Raw genomic sequence first — 19,894 nt, forward strand, 5'->3', positions numbered from 1 at the left:
GGGTAATTATGTCATTTAAATATTCTTTTCTTTACCCATGAAGGGCGTTAAAAAAGCAAATCAAAATTATGAAAAAGTTTTTCATTTGAGCGTAATTTAACGTCTTAAACTCAAATTACAACTATAGATATAGCAAATGATTTTAAGTCTCATTGACCCCAACGAGTACAAAAAATAAACCTCAATCATGTGTGAGAATCAGTGTCATCTATGGTTCCTAAAAAAGAAAAAGCAGCCCATTTGGACTGCTTGTATGATAAAATGTTTGTTCAGTTATTTTTCCCAAACCAACGCACTTGCTCCTAAGATGGCTGCATCTGCTTCGTCCAGTTCACTGAATACTAATTTTACTTTATTTCTAAAGATAGGAAGAAGGTTTCTTTCCATGTGAAGTTTTGCAGGCTTTAAGATAAAGTCTCCCGCCTTAATTACCCCTCCGAATAAAAGGATGGCCTGTGGTGAAGAAAACATCACAAAATTAGCCAGTGCTTCACCCAGTTTTTGTCCTGTATATCTGAAGACTTCAATAGCAATGGGGTCTTCTTTTAATGCACATTCATATACTGTTTTAGAATTAATTTCCTCTTCAGGATACTGGTTCAGCATAGACTCTGCAAATTCTGCCCTCATTTTTTTAGCAGTGATTGTAATTCCTGTGGCAGAGGCATAGGCTTCCAGGCTTCCTTCAGAACCTGTACTCCAATGTTTTCTTCCACCTGGTTTTACAATAGTGTGTCCCAATTCCCCGGCAAAGCCATCATGTCCGTAGATTAAGCTTCCATTGGCAATGATTCCACTTCCTACACCTGTTCCCAGCGTGATCATGATAAAATCTTTCATTCCCCTTGCTGCTCCGAAAAGCATTTCACCTAACGCTGCTGCATTAGCATCATTGGTAACCGTACAGGGTAAATTGAACTTGGCTGTCATCAGCTCAGCAAAAGGAATAACTCCTTTCCAGGGTAGATTGGGAGCCAGTTCTATGGTGCCTTTGTAATAGTTCGCATTAGGTGCGCCTACTCCGATTCCGTCGAAATTTTTTTCCGTCCCGTGTTTTTCCATTAAAGGATAAACGTGTTCATATAAAGCATCGATAAAATCTTCCACTCTGTCATAGGCATCGGTTTTAAGGTTTCCTTTGTCCAGAACTTCTCCACGATGATTGACTACTCCAAATTTGGTATTGGTTCCGCCGATATCAACTCCCAGGGCAACTTGTTTTGATAAATCTATTAATGACATCTCTATTATTAAATTCTAGGGGCTAAAATTATAAAAAAGATTGTATTAATGGATTAAGAACTCAATTTTATTTAAAAATTTAGACTGTTTTTAACGGTTTTTTCTTTTTCCGGCCCCACCATATCATAAATCCTGTTACCGGAAGTGATGCGCAGATAAGACTGACAATAAATGCAATAATCTTGGTAGGAAGACCTAAAATGGATCCCACGTGAATATCATAGTTGGATCCCACTACTTTTTCACCGAAGTTTTTATCTTGTTGATCATGGGTATGGAGCAATTCTCCGGAGTTTTCATCAAAGATCAGACTGCTGCTTTTGTGGTAAGAATAACTAAGGTGTTTTACGTATACCTCAAAGTTGGGATGCTCATGGTCATCCATATGTTCGTGGCCAAGATCTATAGCAAATCCATAAGAATCCGGATATTTCTGTTGTACAGTGCTGATGACTTTATCCAAAGTTCCCTCTGTTCTCAGCTCAATAGGCGCTTTTGTTTTGATGTGTGAAAAATCAGGATATTTTGTCTCCCCTCCGGAGAATAGTACGTAGATCATAGCCTGAACCACAAAGAAAGCATAAAATAAGCCGGTTATAGAAAAAATTAAAGCAAAGATGGAAGCATAAAATCCTAAGACATTATGAAGATCGTAGTTCTTTCTTTTCCAGCTCTTGATGTTCTTCCACTTCAATGCAAAACGTTGTTTTCTTGCTGCTTTATTCTTTGGCCACCACAGGATAATCCCACTGATCAGCATTATGATAAAGATAATAACCGGTATTCCTACCACATAAGTTCCCCAGTCCTGTTTTAAAAGATAGCTCCAGTGGATCATTTTTACAATATTGAAAAAGCCGTTTTTTTCGTCATATACCCTCAGTACCTTTCCTGTATAAGGATTGACATAGGCTGCTTTATAGACGGGAAATTCATCAAAATAATTCCAGGCATCCGTGTTGTGTTCATACCAGTAGAACACATAAGACAGCTTTTTATCGATAGGAATATTGACCCAATGGACAGGATATTTTTCTTTTACCTGTTCTGCAACAGATTTTTCCATCACTCTGATGGGAAGAACCTGCTTTTGCTCAATATTTTGTTCCTGATGGTAAATGACATCTTTACGGGTAAAATTTTCCACTTCATCTTTAAAGACATACAATGCGCCGGTAATGGAGATAATAAAAATCAAAAACCCTATTCCGAGCCCAAACCACAGATGCAGTTTTGCAGACCATTTTTTAAAGAATCCCGGTTTTTTTTTATGATGATGCTTTTTATTCATATCGCAATGGAAAACTAAAGCAAAGATATGTTTTAGTTTTATTTAGTTTAATTAAAATTTATATTCAATCATGAGAGTTCTTCTTGCTCCCAAAGAATTGGTGAAATCACTGTCTCTGGCTGCCCACCAGGCAATTGATGGCTGGTAAACTCTGTTGAGAATATTTTCAACTCCTAAAGATACCTTCCAGTTGTTGTTTACCTCGTAGCTTGATTTTAAGTTAAAAACAGTGTAGTCCGGAACATATCCTTCCCCATAAGCATATAGCCCTGTTTTTGCATTGAGCTCAAATCTGTTCTGCCTAAATGAATGTAGCATATCTACCCCGATAGATAATGTCGGAATAGGCCTTACCTGAGCATACGCCAGTACTTTGGGTGCTGAAATTCTGCTGTTGTTGATTTTTGCAGAATAATCTCCATTGTCGTCCGGAGAAGTAATACCTTCCATCCAGCTATAGCTTCCTCCGAACTGAAGCCATTTGACAGGCGTAAAATGTAAAAAACCTTCCACCCCATAAATTACTTCGGGAGCCCTTTTAATGGTTAGGGCTCTGTCCGCACTCTGTACAAAGGTTGCTCCCAGTTTCGAGGTACTTACGTAGGACGTAAGCTCATAATTAAGCCAGCTGGAAAGCTGTCCTGTTGCCCCCAGCTCGTAATTATTAACAATGATGGGTTTTGTTTCAAGATTTTGAATCGTCTCAGAAGTTGAGGTTCTTAGAATTCTTCCCAGCTCATTGATAGAGTAGGCCTGTGAAAAGCTTCCGAAAAGATTGATATAAGGTTCAATATTATAGCGGAGACCTATATTTCCCACTAAGGCATTATAGCTTAGCTTCCCCCCGTTTACAGGAATACTTTTGGTAAATGTTCCGTCGTTTTTAACAACAGAGAGGGTATTGAAGTCATCTACATTAACTTTGATGTTTTCATAGCGAAGACCTCCTTTAATGGTTAGCTTTTTAAGCAGATCAATTTTTACCAAAAGGAAAGGCGCAATATTGGTCATATTCATGTTGGGAGTCCAGAAACGTCCGTCTTCCAGCTTTTGTACGGTCTGATCATTTAAAATATCAGCCCCATACATAATCTCTCCCTGAGAATTTTGAGAATTCCAAAGCTGTGTATCAAAATTAAACCGGGCGCCTGCTTTTTTAGAAATAACATTGGATTGCCCTCCATTAAAAAACGTATCGCTGTATCCGTAAACCGTTTTAAAATCCTGGTAATAAAGATTAATATTTAAGGCTGTTCCGGCAAATAAGTTCTTATTGTCATAGCTTACCCTGATATTGTGGTTTTTTGGCGTTCCCTGAGGCGTTGTTTCCAGGCTTTTTCCTTCTCCTTGTCCAATGGTAGGCTCAATTCCGTAAACACCTGTCTTTAATCCTAAATTAAGATTTGATCTTGATGAATAGCCGATATATGATGCTTCAATTCTCTGATTGTCATTGATGTCATAGCCAAGCTTCAGCATCCCGTTGTAGTTATCCATTTTGGCAGTACTGTAAGTTGGGCTTAGCATAACACCGTCCCCATCTTTCATATAGCCCGTTTTTTCATAGGCCAGTGATAGAGTGTAATCAAATTTGCTGACTTTTCCTGTTAAAAGCTGGCTGGCTCTTACGCCTAAAGTCCCTCCATAAGGCTGTCCCGTAATACCGATCTGCGAGATTCCGGAAATCTTTTTATCCGTTTTACTTCTTTTTGTAATATAATTGATGATACCACCGTCTGCACCATTTCCATAGATGGAGGATGCCCCTTTTATCACTTCAATTCTTTCAATCGCTGACGGATCAATCACTCTTAAATCTCTTGCCCCGTTCCGAAGTGGAGTAGACTGTGGAATTCCATCGATTAATACCAATACCTGGCGCCCTCTTAATGTCTGTCCTGTGTTGGAAGTTTGCCCCGAATTGGTTCCTAAACTTGGAACGGTATACTGAAGGATACTTGTAATATCTGAATTGACGGTCAGCTGAGACTGGATCTGCTTTTCTGCAACAACAGTAATGGAGCTGGGAACCTCTTTAATGTTCTCCTTCTTCCTTGAAGCAGTCATCACGACCTCATCAACGTTTTTGGTTTGTAAACTATCTTTAACCTGGGCAAAAACGGTTGTTGTTCCTAAGCAGGCAGCGGATAAAAGCGCTTTTTTCATTATATTTTCTTTCCTTGTTTCTTTCTTTTTCCCCACCATACCAGAAATCCGGTAACAGGGAGTGATGTACACATGAGCCCGGCAATAAACCAGATGATTTTTCCAACGATTCCGAAATAAGATCCGGTATGAATATCATAATTGGCATTGGAATATTTTTCGGCAATGGTCAGTTTTTGATGAGGTCTATCGGCTAGTAGTTTTCCTGAGTATTTATCAAAGGTGAGCAGGCTTCTTTCACTAAACCGTCCCTCTTGTCCGTAAATGGTAACGGGTAAGTTTTTAAGTTCCTTTCCTTTTTTGTTTTTTCCGTTTAAAGAAATTCTGAAGCTGGCTGATCCTGAATATAATTTTTCTGTTTGTGCTGCTGCAAGATCAAAAATATTCTCATTTTTCGCCATTAACGAATCCGGAGACTTGATTTCTTTTTCTTTAGGCAGGTTCACCGATCCGGATAACGCAAAGTTAAAAACGTTTTTTACGTAAGGATAGGCAAAGTAAATTCCGGTAATGCTTAGTAATAATGCAATGAATGAAGCATAGAACCCCAATACATTGTGAAGGTCATAGTTCTTTCGTTTCCAGTTTTTTATATTTTTCCAGTTGAACCAAAAGCGTCCTTTTCTTGCGTTTTTGTTTTTAGGCCACCATAAAATGATTCCTGTAATCAGCATGATAATGAAAAGTACTGTGGGAATTCCTACCATATACGGGCCCCATTCAGAATTGAGCAAAAGACTCCAGTGAATGTATTTCAGAATAGTGAAGACATCATATTTTTCATTATATACCGCAAGAATTTGCCCGGTGTACTGATTGACATAGACTTGCTTGCTGATGAGAACCTGCTGGAAATAATTCCAGCCTTTTTTACTTTTCTCATAATAGAAAAAACGGTAGGATTTATTTTTGTCCAGGGGAATTTCAACAGCACTTATTGGATGTTTTTCATGGAGTTCTAAGCTCAGTTTCTCACGAAGAAGATTGATTGATAAAGGTTTTTTTCCGGCATCAACATTCTTTATATAAATGGCTTCCTTACGGAGACTATTCTGAATTTCATCCTTAAAAACATATAATGTTCCCGAGAGAGAAACAATGAAAACAATAATACCAACGGATAAGCCAAACCACAAATGCAGTTTGGCAGACCATTTCTTTGTTGAAGAAACCTTCTTTTTATGATGCTTTTTCTTCATAGCAAAAAGTTAACCCTCCAGAGGGTTAACCTTAATTTTTAAAATTTATATCCTATTGATAGTCTGAAATTTCTAGGGGCATCTGCCTGATAATAGTAATACCCTGCATAAGGTGATCCTGAATATAGATATCTGTTGAAAACGTTAAATACGTTCAGGTTGATTCTGAATTTAGAATTCTCCCATGAAGCTCCGGCATCAAATTTTACATAATCTGCCATTTGCAGGGTGTTTGTACCTCCCCAATCCCAGCTGCTTCTGTCTGCCATATAGGTTCCTCCAAAGCTTAATCCAAAACCTTCAAGGATATTGTCACTAAAGGTATAGTTCAGCCAACCGTTTGCCGTATGTTTTGCATATCCCGGAACTCGGTCTCCCTTCGTTCTGGTTGCTGTTGTCTCAGTAAATTTATTTTCTGTAAAGGCGTAGTTAAAAATAGCATTGAATCCTTTTACAATTTCACCCTTCAGATCGAATTCTACCCCCTGTACTCTTGTTTTTCCAAGAAGAATAGAATATTTTCCATTTGGATTATCTGTCAGATCCGGATCGCCTGTGATTTCATTATTTTTATTGATATTGTATAATGAGACCGTCGCATTCCATTTTCCTCCGAACCAGTCTTTTTTTATACCTACTTCAATATTGTCACCTGTTAAAGGAGTTGCTGTTGTTCCGTCTCTGAATAAACCTGCCTGTGGTACAAAAGCCTGATCATATAAAACATATGCTGACATATTTTCATCAACAGAATAGCTTAGTCCGATACGGGGAGTAATTCTGTTGGCTTCAGATTTTGTTCCATAGTTAGTTTCTTTCACATTCGTATAACGGGCAGCAAGGGTCAATCTTAATTTATCATCTAAGAATCCTAACTCATCCTGTAAATATAAACCTGTATAATTCTGGTCTATGGTACTCCCGGCTCCCGCTCTTACAGAAAGAGGAGTGCTTTTGTCAAAAGACTTATAGGCTTTTGTATTATTGGGACCGGAATAGGCTAGATTTCCATTCGTATTGATGTCGTAGTTATTAGTATTGACATTGTACCAATAGTTATGATCGGCAACAGGATTAGTGTTTGCATCGAAATCTCCGTTAGCATTGTATTTATCTAGATTATAGCCTTGAGACCAGTCTGCCATATATTTTTTGCTTCCCAGATCAAGGCCTGCCAAAATTTTATGGGAAACAACTCCTGTTTTTACAGATCCGTTTAAGAAGACCTGCCCAAATTTCATGGTATTATCTGCTTCCCAATAATTTAAACGACGGATCATATAATTTCCTTCGAACATACTTGGCCAAAGATCACTTCCCATGGTATATTCATTCACATACGTCAGTTGTGAAGTTAGCTTCCAGTTTTCGTTAAATTTGTGCTGTAAATTGATGTTTATGGTATTGTTATCAACTTTTGTTGGGTCAATACCAGGATCAGTAAGTGTATATCCTACCGGTTTTGCCTTATATCCCTGGAAACTGAATACATAAGCAGAACCTACTTCAGACATTTTTGCTTTCTGATAAATATATTCTGCTGTTAAGGTAGTATTTTCAGAAAGTTTTACCTTTAATGAAGGGTTAATGATGTATCGGTCATTGAATTCATAGTCTCTGAAACTTTTTTTATTCTGAGCCATTAAATTCAGTCTAAAAGCTACTTTATCTGTAATTTTAGTATCAATATCGGTTTCTCCCCGGTACATATTGAAGCTTCCCAACGTAACTCTTGCTGTTCCGTTTAAAGAGTTTCCTGTTGGTTTTTTCGTCACAATATTATAGATACCGCTAGGTTCTCCATTGGACATCAAGAATCCGGAAGGACCTTTGATAAATTCAATATGGTCTACGTAGCTCATATCCTCACTGAGTGGTCCCCATGTTGAAGTTACATTAACTCCATTCATAAAGGCTGCAGCTCTGGACCCTCTCATATTGACTCTTGTATACATATCTCCCCAATGTTCCAATCTTTGTGCTCCCGCAACATTTCTCAGAACACCATCACTTAAAGTGGTAACCTGCTGATCTTCCAGGGCTTTGTTGGTGATGATAGATATGTTTTGAGGGATTTTGATAAGTGCTTCATCCAGTCGAAGAGAAGGTGAGCCTTGCTTTTCTACATATTTTTTATAATATTTTCCGTTGACAACAACTTCTTCAATATCATTAGACTTGATAGTATCCTTTTTTTCCTGCGCAAAAGTTAATATTGTAGTTAACAGAGCGGCTCCTATTGTTAGTTTCTTCATTGTTGATAAACCTCAGTGTTTTGAAAAAATAATTATGAATTTGAATTTATAAGTAATAATTCCTACTGTATTGATGAGTCTTTGCGGATTGCTGTTACCTATCAGAAGCACAGATCAGTACATTTTTCATGAAAGTCAAATTTTCTGCAAATATATTATTTTTAACTGTTCTAAATAAATTAAATGATTGATATTTGTCATATAATGATGATATTCACATAAAAAAAACCGCTCCAGACAAAGCTGAAGCGGATTTTTTATAATAGTATGAATTATTTCTTACGCTGGAATTTCTCCTTTGTATAAGAAAGAAATAATTTCTTTGTTTAATTTGTCAATCATCTCACTGAATAAGTGGAAGGACTCTTGCTTATAAATTACAAGCGGATCTTTCTGCTCGTAAACAGCTCCTTGGGAAGATCTTCTCAAATCATCCATCTCACGAAGGTGAAGTTTCCAGTTTTCATCAATAAGAGACAGGGTAATGTTCTTCTCAAAATCAGTAACCAGACTCTCACACTGAGTATCATAAGCTTCTTTAAGATCAGCTACAATAGTCATTGTTTTGTGGCCGTCTGTGAAAGGAACCTGAATCATTTTAAACATTGAACCCTGATTTTGATATACATTCTCAATAATAGGGAATGATTTTTCTTTCAATAGGTTCAGCTTCATCTGGTAATCTTCCTGAGCAGCTTTGAACAAGATATTCGTTAAATCCTGAATGTTTTTGTTACCAAATTCGCTTTCAGAAACAGGAGATTCCATCGTGAAAGTTTTGATGATCTCATATTCAAAATCCTTATAACTTCCATTTGCTTTTCCTTTCGTAACGATAGAATTGGCAACATCGAAAATCATATTGGTGATGTCATATTTCAGGTGATCTCCGAATAAAGCATTCTTTCTTCTCTTATAGATTACGTCACGCTGTTTGTTCATCACGTCATCATATTCAAGAAGCCTCTTTCTGGTTCCGAAGTTATTTTCTTCTACTTTTTTCTGAGCTCTTTCGATAGATTTACTGATCATAGAGTGCTGAATCACCTCACCATCTTTATGACCCATTCTGTCCATCATTTTAGCAATTCTTTCTGATCCGAATAAACGCATCAGATTATCTTCAAGAGATACATAGAACTGAGAACTTCCCGGATCTCCCTGACGTCCCGCTCTACCTCTTAGCTGTCTGTCAACACGTCTTGAGTCGTGTCTTTCAGTACCGATAATTGCTAAACCTCCAGCTTCTTTTACTTCTTTAGTAAGCTTGATATCCGTACCACGACCTGCCATGTTGGTTGCAATGGTTACAACTCCCGGCTGTCCTGCTCCTGCAACAATCTCAGCTTCTTTCTTATGAAGTTTCGCGTTCAGTACCTGGTGCGGAATTTTTCTTAGCTGAAGTGCTTTTGAAAGCAACTGAGAAATTTCAACAGAAGTTGTACCTACCAGTACAGGTCTTCTTGCTGCGGTTAATTTTTCAATTTCTTCAATAACAGCATTGTATTTTTCTCTGTTAGTTTTGAAAACTAAATCCTGTTTGTCATTTCTTAAAATAGGACGGTTGGTAGGAATGACCACAACATCTAATTTGTAGATTTCCCAAAGCTCACCCGCCTCTGTTTCAGCAGTACCTGTCATTCCCGTAAGCTTGTTGTACATACGGAAATAGTTTTGAAGCGTAATGGTTGCAAAAGTTTGAGTTGCTGCCTCAATTTTTACATTTTCTTTTGCTTCAATGGCCTGGTGAAGACCGTCTGAATAACGGCGTCCCTCCATGATACGGCCTGTCTGCTCGTCAACGATTTTTACCTCACCGTCAATCACCACATATTCATCATCTTTTTCAAATAATGTATAGGCTTTCAGTAGCTGGCTCATCGTGTGTACACGTTCTGATTTTTCGGCAAAATCAGAGAAAAGTTTTTCTTTAGCTTCAAACTCTTCTTCTTTAGACAAGTTTTTAGCTTCTACTTCAGCAATTTCAGTCCCGATATCAGGAAGTACGAAGAAGTTGGCATCAGAGTTCCCCTGAGACATGTATTCAACACCTTTGTCTGTAAGGTCTACCTGATTGTTCTTCTCTTCAATAACGAAGTAAAGATCTTTATCTACGATCGGCATGTCACGGTTATTATCCTGCATATACTGAGCTTCCACTTTCTGAAGCAATGCTCTGTTTCCGCTTTCCGATAAGAATTTGATTAACTGTCTGTTTTTAGGAAGACCCCTGTAAGCCTGAAGCAATTTGAATCCTCCTTCTTTGGTATTTCCTGCAGCAATTAATTTTTTTGCTTCATTAAAAATAGCAGAAACCGTTTTCTTTTGCACTTCAACAATTCTGTCAATAGAAGGCTTTAAAACATCAAATTCCTGTCTGTCTCCTTGTGGAACAGGCCCGGAAATAATCAATGGTGTTCTGGCATCATCTACCAATACAGAGTCTACCTCATCCACGATAGCAAAGTTAAGTTCTCTTTGTACCAATTCTGAAGGTGAAGCCACCATATTATCTCTCAGGTAATCGAAACCGAATTCATTATTGGTTCCATAGGTAATATCTGAGTTGTATGCTTTTCTTCTTCCGTCTGAGTTCGGCTGGTGGTTGTCTATACAGTCGATAGACATTCCGTGGAACTGGTAAAGAGGCCCCATCCATGCGGAGTCTCTTTTAGCAAGATAGTCATTCACGGTTACTACGTGAACCCCTCTTTCAGGAAGCGAATTTAAATAAATAGGTAATGTTCCTACCAGGGTTTTACCTTCACCGGTTGCCATTTCGGCAATCTTACCTCCGTGAAGAATAATACCTCCGATAAACTGAACATCATAGTGGACCATATCCCAAACTACAGGAGTTCCGGCAGCATCCCATGAGTTTTTCCAAACAGCTGTGTCTCCCTGAATTTCTACAAAATCTTTTCCTGCAGCAGCCAGTTCTCTATCCCAGTCATTGGCTGTTACACGAATTTCTCCATTCTCAGCCCATCTTCTTGCCGTTTCTTTTACCAATGCAAAAGCCTCCGGAAGGATCTGAGCAAGAACTTTCTCTTCAATTTCGTATGATTCTTTCTTTAAAGACTCAATTTTTGAGAAAAGAGCTTCTTTCTCGTCAACATTTGTTGAATTCTTTATCTGCTCTTTTATCTGTTCTATTTGAGCTGTAATCTTACTGGTTGCAGATTTTATATTCTCTTTAAACTCAGCAGTTTTTTGTCTCAACCCATCATCCGTTAATTGTTGGATGTTAGGTTCTACAGCTTTGATTTTTGTTACAACTTTTTTTACTTCTTTTAGGTCCTGCGCTTTTTTGTCTCCCAAAAACCCTTTAAGAACTTTGTTTAAAAAACTCATAAATTTTTTGCTTTATGCTTAATACAAGATGTCTTAAGCGTTTTAAATGACACGCTTATCGTGTTACTATATAAAAAGGGCAAAAAAGCTCTAAGCACGCGGCCTAAAGCTTATCGCTTTATTAATATTCGTCCTCGTTCCAAAGGAAATCTTCATCAGTAGGATAGTCACTCCAGACTTCCTCGATAGATTCATAAATTTCTCCTTCGTCCTCAATGGCCTGAAGGTTTTCTACTACTTCCATAGGTGCACCAGTTCTGATTGCGTAGTCAATAAGCTCTGCTTTTGTCATTGGCCAAGGTGCGTCACTTAGATAGGAGGCTAATTCTAATGTCCAGTACATAATTTTCTAATTTTTTGCAAAAGTATAAAAATAGGTTATATAATAAGCTTTTTTATACTTGATTTTCAATTCTTTTTATAATTTTTTTTGATGATTGCCTGTCATAAACTGTGTTACAGTGATGTCAGCAATTTACTAATGTCGTTTTCTCAAAAACCATTCCACAAATTTTTTTATGCCATTTTGGAAGTCTGTGCTTGGCTGATAGCCTATTAAAGCCCTGGCCTTGGTAATATCTGCATTTGTTTTTGTGACATCCCCCGGCTGCATTGGCAGATTTTTTTTTATGGCAGTCATTCCCAGTGCTCCTTCTATGGTAGCAACCATTTCAGATAAAGTGATCACCTGGTTTTCTCCCAGGTTAACGATCTCATAAACATCAGAGTGGTTTTCCAGATAAAAGACAGACTTTGTAATCCCATCAATAATATCGTCAATATACGTATAATCTCTTGCTGTATTTCCGTCACCATAAAAAGGAATTTCCTGATTTTCCACAATAAGTTTTGTAAACTTGTGTATAGCAAGGTCCGGTCTTTGTCTTGGTCCGTAAACGGTAAAAAACCTAAGCTGAATCATATCAATCTGATAAAGGTCATGGTAAACATGGCCTAAAACCTCGCCGCATTTCTTCGTAGCAGCGTAAGGCGAAATAGGGCAGTCTACATTGTCTGTTTCTGCAAAAGGAATTTTAACATTATTTCCATACACACTTGAAGAGGATGCACAAATGATTTTTTTAATATTGAAGTCTTTACACAGCTCCCAAAGATTCATACTTCCCCGGACGTTGACTTCCTCATATTCCAGAGGTTTTTCAATGGAAGGACGAACACCTGCAAGTGCCGCCAGGTGGATTACCATGTCAATTTTATGATGTTTAAAAATGTTTTCAAGTTCTTTTTTATCTCTAATGTCCTGATGGTAAAGTGAATAGGTGTCAGAATAAGAGAGGTTGATCAAACGTTGAATATCGGTCTCTTTGTCAGAAAACTCAAAATCAGAAATTACACCAATAGACTCTAAAGTATTTTTGATTTTAACATGATAACTGTAGAAATCATCAAAATTGTCAATGTTTATGACAGAATGTCCATTTCTTAATAATCGTTCAATTAAATGAGAACCAATAAAGCCGCTTCCTCCTGTTACAAGATAAATCATCCTTTGTTTTTTATTTGTCAAATTTATTAATAATACTTGAATGCTGTTTTTATACTTTTGTCTGAAAATAAAAATAATGATTAATTTCCAAAAACTATTTGTTCTTCCCAAAGAAGAAGAGGAAGAATTTACCTTCCAGGAAATAGAGGAGGGAATTTATTTTCGTGGACATAATCTGTGGCTTCTTGTCATTTCTATGGGAATTGCATGTATTGGACTGAATATCAACAGCCCGGCCGCAGTGATTGGTGCTATGCTTATTTCACCCTTAATGGGACCAATTGTGGGAATGTCTTTTGGTTTTTCGATAGGAAATAAGAAACTTATAAAATTAGGGGTTATTAATTGGGCTTTAATGATTGTTGTTGCACTGTGCTCTTCTGCTTTATATTTTTTTATTTCACCTTTTCATGCAGAAACATCACAACTGGAAAGCTTTAAAACAGCTACTATTTTTGATTGTTTTTTGGCATTTCTGGGAGGATTGGCCTGGTTTCTGGGGATTATAAGAAAAGAAGCAATAAAGGTTATTGCTGGTGTTGCAGTCTCTACAGCATGTATTCCGCCTCTTTGTACAGCGGGATTTGGAATAGCCAATGCAAACTGGGAATATTTTTGGGGTGGCTTTTACTTTTATCTGATCAACTGCTTTTTTATAGCAGTTGGAACATGGGTGCTAAGTCTGATGCTAGGTTATCCCCAATATTATAGGAAAAAAGATAAGGTTCAGAATCGTAAAATTTCCGGATTGATCAGCTTAATTTCAATCATTATTTTGTTACCGAGTATTGTGCTTACAAAAAAGAAATGGGAAAAAGAAAAATTGAAAGAACGTTCAGAGCATTATATTAAAAGTATCAAAGAAAATCATCCTGAGCTGGCTATTATTAATTATGAATCTTTTAAAAAAGATGAACAGGATTTTTTAAAAATCACGCTTCTGAATGACAGTGTTACAATCAGTAAAAAAAGACTTGAAGAGCACAACGATCTGATTAAAGACATTCATTTAATATGGCAATATTCACCCCATATACAAAGCGCGGAGAATACCGAAATTCAAAAACTTCAAAGCCAGATAACGGCCTTGAAGGAAGAGATGATCCAGTTAAAAACTCAAAATAAAATTAAATAAATTAAAATCTTTATATTTACTTATAAACTTAACAAGTATGCAGTTTCAAGGGCAAATTTTAAAAATGACAAGCTATGATGCAAAACCAATCCAATACTACCTCAATCTTTCGGGGGATCTCATCCATATGAATGAATTGTTTGGAAAAGAGGTAAGCATCAAACATATCGGATTCCAGTGTGTAAATTGTGGCAAGGATAAGGCGATTTATAGAATGGGATTCTGCAAGAATTGTTTTTTTGAAAGTCCTTATGCCAGTGATACCATTATCCGGCCGGAGCTTTCTACAGCGCATTTGGGAGTAGCAGAACGTGATCTGGAGATAGAAAAAGAAATTCAGCTGCAGCCCCATACGGTGTATCTTGCTTACACTGGAGATGTAAAAGTAGGGGTGACAAGAAATACTCAGATCCCGACAAGATGGATTGATCAGGGAGCTACTTTTGCTTTGCCCATTGCAAGAACAGAGAACCGTTATGAAGCCGGAATGATAGAAGTTGCCTTAAAAGATCATCTGGCAGACAAGACCAATTGGCGAAAAATGCTTCAGGATGATTTTGAAGATGAGATAGATCTTGCTGATTTCAGAGAGAAAATTAAAGAATATTTCCCCGAAGACTTTCAAAAATTCTATAGCGAAGGCGAAAATCTCTGGAGATTCGATTACCCTTTTGAAAAACCTGAAAAAGTAACTTCGTTTACATTGGATAAAAAGCCGGAGTTTGCAGGGAAGCTTACAGGAATAAAAGGGCAGTATCTGGGATTTGAAGGAGGTAATTTTATAAATATAAGAGGACACGAGGGATATGTAATTGAACTCGGAATATAAATAGTATTGAAACTCTTTCCAGCAAAACCGCTAAGGGTTTCAATATAAATTTTGTCTGGTCTTAAGAATCTATAGGTAAATGGTTTGTGTTTCTGAATCAAGGATTAATTATTATAAGCACAGGAATTCAAAAAAGAGAGCAGATGCATCAATAAGTCTTATCTTTAAGCTAGGCTAAAACTAAAATCACAATATGAAAAGATGGATTAAAAAGTTATTAATAAGTCTGGGGATTTTGGCGGGAGTTCTTCTTGTCGCGAATTTTGGACTGAACATATGGCTTAAGACCCAGCTTCCCGATTATATTAAAAAGAATACGGATTATAAGATATCCTACAAGACGCTGGATGTAGATCTCAGTACAGGAAATATTTTAGCGACAGCTCTTTCCGTAAACAGTAAGAATCCACAAAACACTGATGTTATAGGACTACAGGGAACTATTGATACTTTAAAAATAAGCCGTTTTGGTATTTATGATGCTATTTTCAATAAAAAGATAAGTTCCTCAGATCTGCTGTTGGCAAAACCTAATTTGAATGTGGTTCTTGCAAAACCTGTTGAACAAAAAACAGGGAAAAAGAGAAATCCGTTTTTATTTGAAAACATCAGAATTAATGATGGAACAATAGCTATTTTCAGACCTACCAAGCAAAAATTTTTATCGGTACAGCATCTGGATCTTTTTGTAGAAAACTTACAGTTGACAGAAGAATCCGTAGAGAGCAAGCTGCCCGTGGTTTTTGACCGCTACAGTATTAAAGGGCAAAAATTCTTTTTCCGGCCAGATGAAGTATATGCAATTACCATTCACTCTATTAACACAGCAGACGGCCAGATGTCGGTAGAAGACTTTAAGCTGATCCCGCTTCTGTCTTTTGATCAGTTTAAAAAGTTCTATCCCAGGAAAACGCGGTTGTTTGAATTTACCATTCCCAGGATGGATTTTAAAGATGTCGTTTTAAATAAAAATAAGGTTTCTCTTGCCAATGCTGATTTCCAAAATCCTGTTTTAACAGTTTATAATACAGGAATAAAGACTCATAAGACCGAAAAGAAATCAAACTTTGAAGTTGACTTAGAAAATATAAAACTTAATAATGCTGTGGTTAAGATTAATAAACCGGACGGAAAAAATCTTCTGTCTGCCGGAAATCTTAATTTAAGCATTAATCAGCTGGTATTCACTAAAGAAACTTCTGAAAAGGTTATTCCTCTCGGATATAAAGATTTCACATTTTCCGGAAAAAATATTGTCTATTCTAATCATCAGAATATTAAGATAGGAAGCGTAGCCTTAAAGCCAACAAGCGGAGAAATCAGAAATGTTGTTTTAACACCGGCAGCTCCTGTAAATGAGCGGACAACAATGGACGTAACAACCAATCATATTGCATTTAATATTAATAAATTTGATTTTATTGATAGAAAACTGATGCTGGATCTTAAAGATGTCCTTATAGAAAATGTAAACGGAACAATTAAGGCAGGAAGTCATACAAAACCTGGAAATCCCGGGCCAGGGATTATCCATTCTGTAATTGTAAGAAAAGTTTCTTTAAAAAACTCCGAGATTATTTATGATAAAGGAAAACAGCCGCTGGCATTTCATGACCTGAACGCTACGGTAAATGGTATAGAAATTACTCCTAAGCCCAATAATCAGGGACTTTCTTTGAATGTAAAAGATTATTTTCTGACGACCCGTAATTTGGCTTATAAAACTCAGTTCTACCATATCAGTCTCGGACTTTTGAAATTAAATAAAAATAAAATCCAGGTTAATAATTTTGCAATGAAGCCTCTCATTTCGAGAGCCCAGTTTATCAAAATGATTCCTGTAGAAAGAGACCTTTATGATTTGAAAGCAGGGCAGATTATTGCAGAAGGCAGCTGGGATCTTTTCTCTCACCAGAAATTTATCAATGCATCCCATGTAACCATTCATTCTGCTGACGCCAATATTTTCAGAAGCAAGATTCCGAAAGATGACCCTAAAGTGAAAGCTTTATATTCCAGGATGTTGCGGTCCATTAAAATTCCGATGAATATTGCCAATCTGGACCTGAAGAACTCTGTTTTGGTGTATGAAGAAGATACTCCCGAAAGTATGGGACCAGGGAAACTGATATTCAGTAATTTCAATATGAACGTCAAAAACCTGAACTCTGCCAAAGCAAAAGGAAAACCTACCAAAGTTGATATCAAAATCAATTGTTCATTTATGAATCTGGCACCGCTTGCTGTGAACTGGAACTTTGATGTTGCTGATCAGAATGATGGATTTGTGATTTCGGGCAGGACGGCGAATCTTCCTGCAAGTGGAATCAATCCGTTTATCAGGCCTTATCTTCATGTAACGGCTACTGCTGGAACAATTCAGGAAATGCTCTTCAGTTTTAAGGGAAATCCGGCTGGATTACACGGAACATTTAATTTAAAACATAAAGACCTGAAGATTGCTGTTCTTACCAAAGATAATCATGAAAAGAAAGGCTTCCTCACGGCTGTGGCAAATGTTTTCTTAAAATCCAATTCCGGAAGCTTCCCAGAGGCGGTGACGGTAGAAAATGTAGAAAGAGATCCTACGAAGTCGTTTTTTAATCTTTTTTGGAAAGGAATTGAGCTGGGTTTGAAAAAAACATTGATTGGTAAGAATGTTGAAAAAACGGAAAAAACAGTGAAGGATGCCGTTTCTTCTGTGAAAGACGTGAAGCAGTCTGTTAAAGAAATAAAAAATAAAATCAAAGATTCAAAAGACAAACAGCCGGATCCTAAACCGCAACGTGAGAAAAAGAAAGGATTTTTACATAATGTCTTTAAAAAGAAGGATAGTTCTGGAATGGAATAATTTTTTAAACCATTACGATATCATCATGACAAAAACAGAATTTTCCCATTAATGGAATGAAATTATTTTCATCAGAATGGCTGTAATGGTTTAAAAAATAATATTTAGCTCAATATGTTTTAAAAATTAAATTCGTCACTTTCCAGAACAGGAATATCTCTCAAAAATTTATCAAATTCTTCCCCGGGATAATTGCTGTCTGCACCATAGGAATCGATGATCATTCCACGGTTTCCGTTACTGTCTTTCAGGACGTAAAGAACAGCGTTGTCATCAGGATTGCTGTCTCCTTCGAAACGGTATGTTTTTAAGATGGTTAATTCAGATGGCTGATAGATTTTATCAGAATTTTCAAACTTCATTTCGCAATTTTCATTCATTCTGAATTCCCTATGTATTCCTCTTTCAGAGAGTGTTTTCATGACTTGGCTTAAAGTGGTCATTCTGTCGATGTTTTCCGGATTTTCCATAATAATATTTTCCTTAATTAATACAATAATTAAACCATTACATTTCTAAATTTAAGAAAAATAACGAATTATAATTTCCTTAAAAATAAAGTTTAATGTTAACAAAATTTATAATTCAGAAAATTCAAATAGGTATACTTTTTGCAATGGTAAAAGCAATAAATCAAAGAAAATATGAAAAAAGAAGTTGGAGTTTTACTGGCAGGGGGAGTTGGTCTTTTGGCAGTATTAAGCTTTATAAGCATTAAAAAAATATTAACGAAGAAAGATAAAAAATATAGTGATAGTTATTCAGATTATCACAGACACTTTGATGAAAAAAACCAGGATGATGAAAATCATGGAGTAGAATTATTCGCGCTGAAGTAGTAAAATAATATATTTAATTATGTTTAAATCCAACGCTTTTGAAAGTGTTGGATTTTCTTTGTGGAAAACTTTAGTGTTAAAACTCATTATTTTATGTCAATTCCATTTTAATTTTACATCAGAATGCAAAACGAAAATTTCAAAAAAGGTCAGGGCGCGCAGCGAAACGTTATCAACCGTTTCGACAGGTATACCTATGAGCCTGAAGATGAAGATTTCGAGGCAGTGAAGACTTCTTTTACTGAAGTTTTTCCCAAAACTATTGTGAATCAGGTTAAAAGCGAGGATCTACCTATGGAATATTCCATGAATCCTTATCAGGGTTGTGAGCATGGCTGTTCTTACTGTTTTGCAAGACCTACCCACGAGTATTGGGGATACAGTGCCGGGATTGATTTTGAAAGAAAAATCATGGTAAAAAAGAATGCTCCGGACCTGCTGGAGAAATTTTTCCAAAAAAGAGGATACAAAGCTGCTCCGATTCTGCTTTCCGGAAATACAGATTGTTACCAGCCTGCTGAAAGGCAATTTGAAATTACCCGGAAACTGCTGCAAATTTGTCTTGACTACAGACATCCTGTTAATATCCTTACAAAAAATGCATTGGTATTGAGGGATCTGGATATTTTAGAGCCCATGGCAGAACAGAATCTGGTATCTGTGTCATTAAGTATTCCGACTATCAATGAAGAGCTTAGGCGAAAAATGGAGCCCCGAACAAGCTCTGCCCCTAATAAATTGAAAGCAATAGAAGTTCTTTCTGAACATAAAATCCCGGTACATATAATGGTAGCACCAATTATTCCCGGATTAAACAGTGACGAACCTTTATCTATATTGAAATCTATTTCTGATGCCGGGGCATTGGGATTCGGATATACGTTGGTACGTTTAAATGATACGGTAGAACCGGTTTTTGTCAACTGGATTGAAGCACATTTTCCGGATAGAGCTCAAAAGGTTTTAAATTTGATCCGTTCTATGCGTGGGGGGAAGCTGGGAGATAAAAGATATTTTGAAAGGCAGCGGGGAGAAGGAAATATTGCTGAAATGATTCATAATACCTTTAAAATTGGTAGGAAAAAGTTTTTTGACGGAAAGGAGTTTCCAAAACTCTCTACGGCAAACTTTACCGGAAGCAGAGATCAGCAATTACGGCTGTTTGATTAATTTTAAATTGATTTTAATGGAAATAAAAAACCGCCCAAATTAAGAACGGCTTTTTG

14 protein-coding genes are annotated in these 19,894 nt (G+C 36.8%); 5 read left to right on the forward strand and 9 right to left on the reverse strand.

What is annotated here, in order from left to right; genetic code table 11:
• Nucleotides 1-273 precede the first annotated feature (273 nt).
• The 8 genes from MP477_RS05865 to MP477_RS05900 form a co-directional block, all read right to left on the reverse strand.
• A complete protein-coding gene (locus MP477_RS05865) occupies nucleotides 274-1,242 on the reverse strand; it encodes an ROK family protein (protein ID WP_230032879.1) in 969 nt (322 codons plus the stop codon).
• A 79-nt stretch (nucleotides 1,243-1,321) separates the two neighbouring features.
• Nucleotides 1,322-2,533 carry a PepSY domain-containing protein gene (locus MP477_RS05870; protein WP_257189567.1) on the reverse strand — a complete coding sequence of 404 codons (1,212 nt, stop codon included), beginning with the start codon at nucleotides 2,531-2,533 and terminating at the stop codon, nucleotides 1,322-1,324.
• Between the two features lie 51 nt (nucleotides 2,534-2,584).
• Nucleotides 2,585-4,699, reverse strand: coding sequence for a TonB-dependent receptor (locus tag MP477_RS05875; protein ID WP_257189568.1), 2,115 nt, complete (start codon nucleotides 4,697-4,699; stop codon nucleotides 2,585-2,587).
• The gene (locus MP477_RS05880; protein WP_257189569.1) at nucleotides 4,699-5,898 is read right to left on the reverse strand and encodes a PepSY domain-containing protein; all 1,200 of its coding nucleotides are present in this window, start codon (nucleotides 5,896-5,898) and stop codon (nucleotides 4,699-4,701) included. The genes MP477_RS05875 and MP477_RS05880 overlap by 1 nt, the downstream gene beginning before the upstream one ends.
• A gap of 38 nt (nucleotides 5,899-5,936) precedes the next feature.
• A complete protein-coding gene (locus MP477_RS05885) occupies nucleotides 5,937-8,153 on the reverse strand; it encodes a TonB-dependent siderophore receptor (RefSeq protein ID WP_257189570.1) in 2,217 nt (738 codons plus the stop codon).
• A 279-nt stretch (nucleotides 8,154-8,432) separates the two neighbouring features.
• Nucleotides 8,433-11,507 (reverse strand): preprotein translocase subunit SecA, encoded by a 3,075-nt coding sequence (gene secA / locus MP477_RS05890; RefSeq protein WP_257189571.1) that lies wholly within the window; start codon nucleotides 11,505-11,507, stop codon nucleotides 8,433-8,435.
• Between the two features lie 121 nt (nucleotides 11,508-11,628).
• Nucleotides 11,629-11,850, reverse strand: coding sequence for a DUF2795 domain-containing protein (locus MP477_RS05895; protein WP_002662059.1), 222 nt, complete (start codon nucleotides 11,848-11,850; stop codon nucleotides 11,629-11,631).
• A 135-nt stretch (nucleotides 11,851-11,985) separates the two neighbouring features.
• Nucleotides 11,986-13,014, reverse strand: a complete 1,029-nt coding sequence (locus tag MP477_RS05900) for a GDP-mannose 4,6-dehydratase (protein WP_257189577.1) — start codon at nucleotides 13,012-13,014, stop codon at nucleotides 11,986-11,988.
• Between the two features lie 76 nt (nucleotides 13,015-13,090).
• Between MP477_RS05900 and MP477_RS05905 the strand changes: the two genes are divergently transcribed.
• The 3 genes from MP477_RS05905 (at nucleotide 13,091) to MP477_RS05915 (ending at nucleotide 17,829) form a co-directional block, all read left to right on the forward strand.
• Complete coding sequence (locus tag MP477_RS05905) at nucleotides 13,091-14,149, forward strand: DUF389 domain-containing protein (RefSeq protein WP_257189578.1); 1,059 nt, start codon at nucleotides 13,091-13,093, stop codon at nucleotides 14,147-14,149.
• A gap of 37 nt (nucleotides 14,150-14,186) precedes the next feature.
• On the forward strand, nucleotides 14,187-14,978 hold the full coding sequence (locus MP477_RS05910) for a DUF2797 domain-containing protein (protein ID WP_257189579.1): 792 nt from the start codon (nucleotides 14,187-14,189) through the stop codon (nucleotides 14,976-14,978).
• Nucleotides 14,979-15,171: 193 nt separating this feature from the next.
• Nucleotides 15,172-17,829 carry a hypothetical protein gene (locus MP477_RS05915; RefSeq protein ID WP_257189580.1) on the forward strand — a complete coding sequence of 886 codons (2,658 nt, stop codon included), beginning with the start codon at nucleotides 15,172-15,174 and terminating at the stop codon, nucleotides 17,827-17,829.
• Between the two features lie 119 nt (nucleotides 17,830-17,948).
• Here MP477_RS05915 and MP477_RS05920 read toward each other — a convergent pair whose 3' ends face one another.
• Entirely contained in the window at nucleotides 17,949-18,299 is a 351-nt protein-coding gene (locus tag MP477_RS05920) for a hypothetical protein (RefSeq protein ID WP_257189581.1), read from the reverse strand.
• 174 nt (nucleotides 18,300-18,473) lie between these two features.
• Between MP477_RS05920 and MP477_RS05925 the strand changes: the two genes are divergently transcribed.
• Together MP477_RS05925 and MP477_RS05930 are read left to right on the forward strand one after the other, a co-directional pair.
• Nucleotides 18,474-18,668, forward strand: a complete 195-nt coding sequence (locus tag MP477_RS05925) for a hypothetical protein (RefSeq protein ID WP_230032863.1) — start codon at nucleotides 18,474-18,476, stop codon at nucleotides 18,666-18,668.
• A 123-nt stretch (nucleotides 18,669-18,791) separates the two neighbouring features.
• Nucleotides 18,792-19,838, forward strand: coding sequence for a PA0069 family radical SAM protein (locus tag MP477_RS05930; RefSeq protein ID WP_257189582.1), 1,047 nt, complete (start codon nucleotides 18,792-18,794; stop codon nucleotides 19,836-19,838).
• Nucleotides 19,839-19,894 lie beyond the last annotated feature (56 nt).

Origin of the sequence: Chryseobacterium sp. WG23 (assembly GCF_024586575.1) — a bacterium.
Classification (GTDB): Bacteria; Bacteroidota; Bacteroidia; order Flavobacteriales; family Weeksellaceae; genus Chryseobacterium.

What these genes read in the sequence shown, in the direction of transcription:
- MP477_RS05875 (WP_257189568.1), bottom strand. Translation starts at nt 4,699, where the DNA reads ATGAAAAAAGCGCTTTTATCCGCTGCCTGCTTAGGAACAACAACCGTT.
- MP477_RS05920 (WP_257189581.1), bottom strand. Translation starts at nt 18,299, where the DNA reads ATGGAAAATCCGGAAAACATCGACAGAATGACCACTTTAAGCCAAGTC.
- MP477_RS05880 (WP_257189569.1), bottom strand. Translation starts at nt 5,898, where the DNA reads ATGAAGAAAAAGCATCATAAAAAGAAGGTTTCTTCAACAAAGAAATGG.
- MP477_RS05870 (WP_257189567.1), bottom strand. Translation starts at nt 2,533, where the DNA reads ATGAATAAAAAGCATCATCATAAAAAAAAACCGGGATTCTTTAAAAAA.
- MP477_RS05905 (WP_257189578.1), top strand. Translation starts at nt 13,091, where the DNA reads ATGATTAATTTCCAAAAACTATTTGTTCTTCCCAAAGAAGAAGAGGAA.
- MP477_RS05865 (WP_230032879.1), bottom strand. Translation starts at nt 1,242, where the DNA reads ATGTCATTAATAGATTTATCAAAACAAGTTGCCCTGGGAGTTGATATC.
- MP477_RS05885 (WP_257189570.1), bottom strand. Translation starts at nt 8,153, where the DNA reads ATGAAGAAACTAACAATAGGAGCCGCTCTGTTAACTACAATATTAACT.
- MP477_RS05900 (WP_257189577.1), bottom strand. Translation starts at nt 13,014, where the DNA reads ATGATTTATCTTGTAACAGGAGGAAGCGGCTTTATTGGTTCTCATTTA.
- secA (WP_257189571.1), bottom strand. Translation starts at nt 11,507, where the DNA reads ATGAGTTTTTTAAACAAAGTTCTTAAAGGGTTTTTGGGAGACAAAAAA.
- MP477_RS05915 (WP_257189580.1), top strand. Translation starts at nt 15,172, where the DNA reads ATGAAAAGATGGATTAAAAAGTTATTAATAAGTCTGGGGATTTTGGCG.
- MP477_RS05910 (WP_257189579.1), top strand. Translation starts at nt 14,187, where the DNA reads ATGCAGTTTCAAGGGCAAATTTTAAAAATGACAAGCTATGATGCAAAA.
- MP477_RS05895 (WP_002662059.1), bottom strand. Translation starts at nt 11,850, where the DNA reads ATGTACTGGACATTAGAATTAGCCTCCTATCTAAGTGACGCACCTTGG.
- MP477_RS05930 (WP_257189582.1), top strand. Translation starts at nt 18,792, where the DNA reads ATGCAAAACGAAAATTTCAAAAAAGGTCAGGGCGCGCAGCGAAACGTT.
- MP477_RS05925 (WP_230032863.1), top strand. Translation starts at nt 18,474, where the DNA reads ATGAAAAAAGAAGTTGGAGTTTTACTGGCAGGGGGAGTTGGTCTTTTG.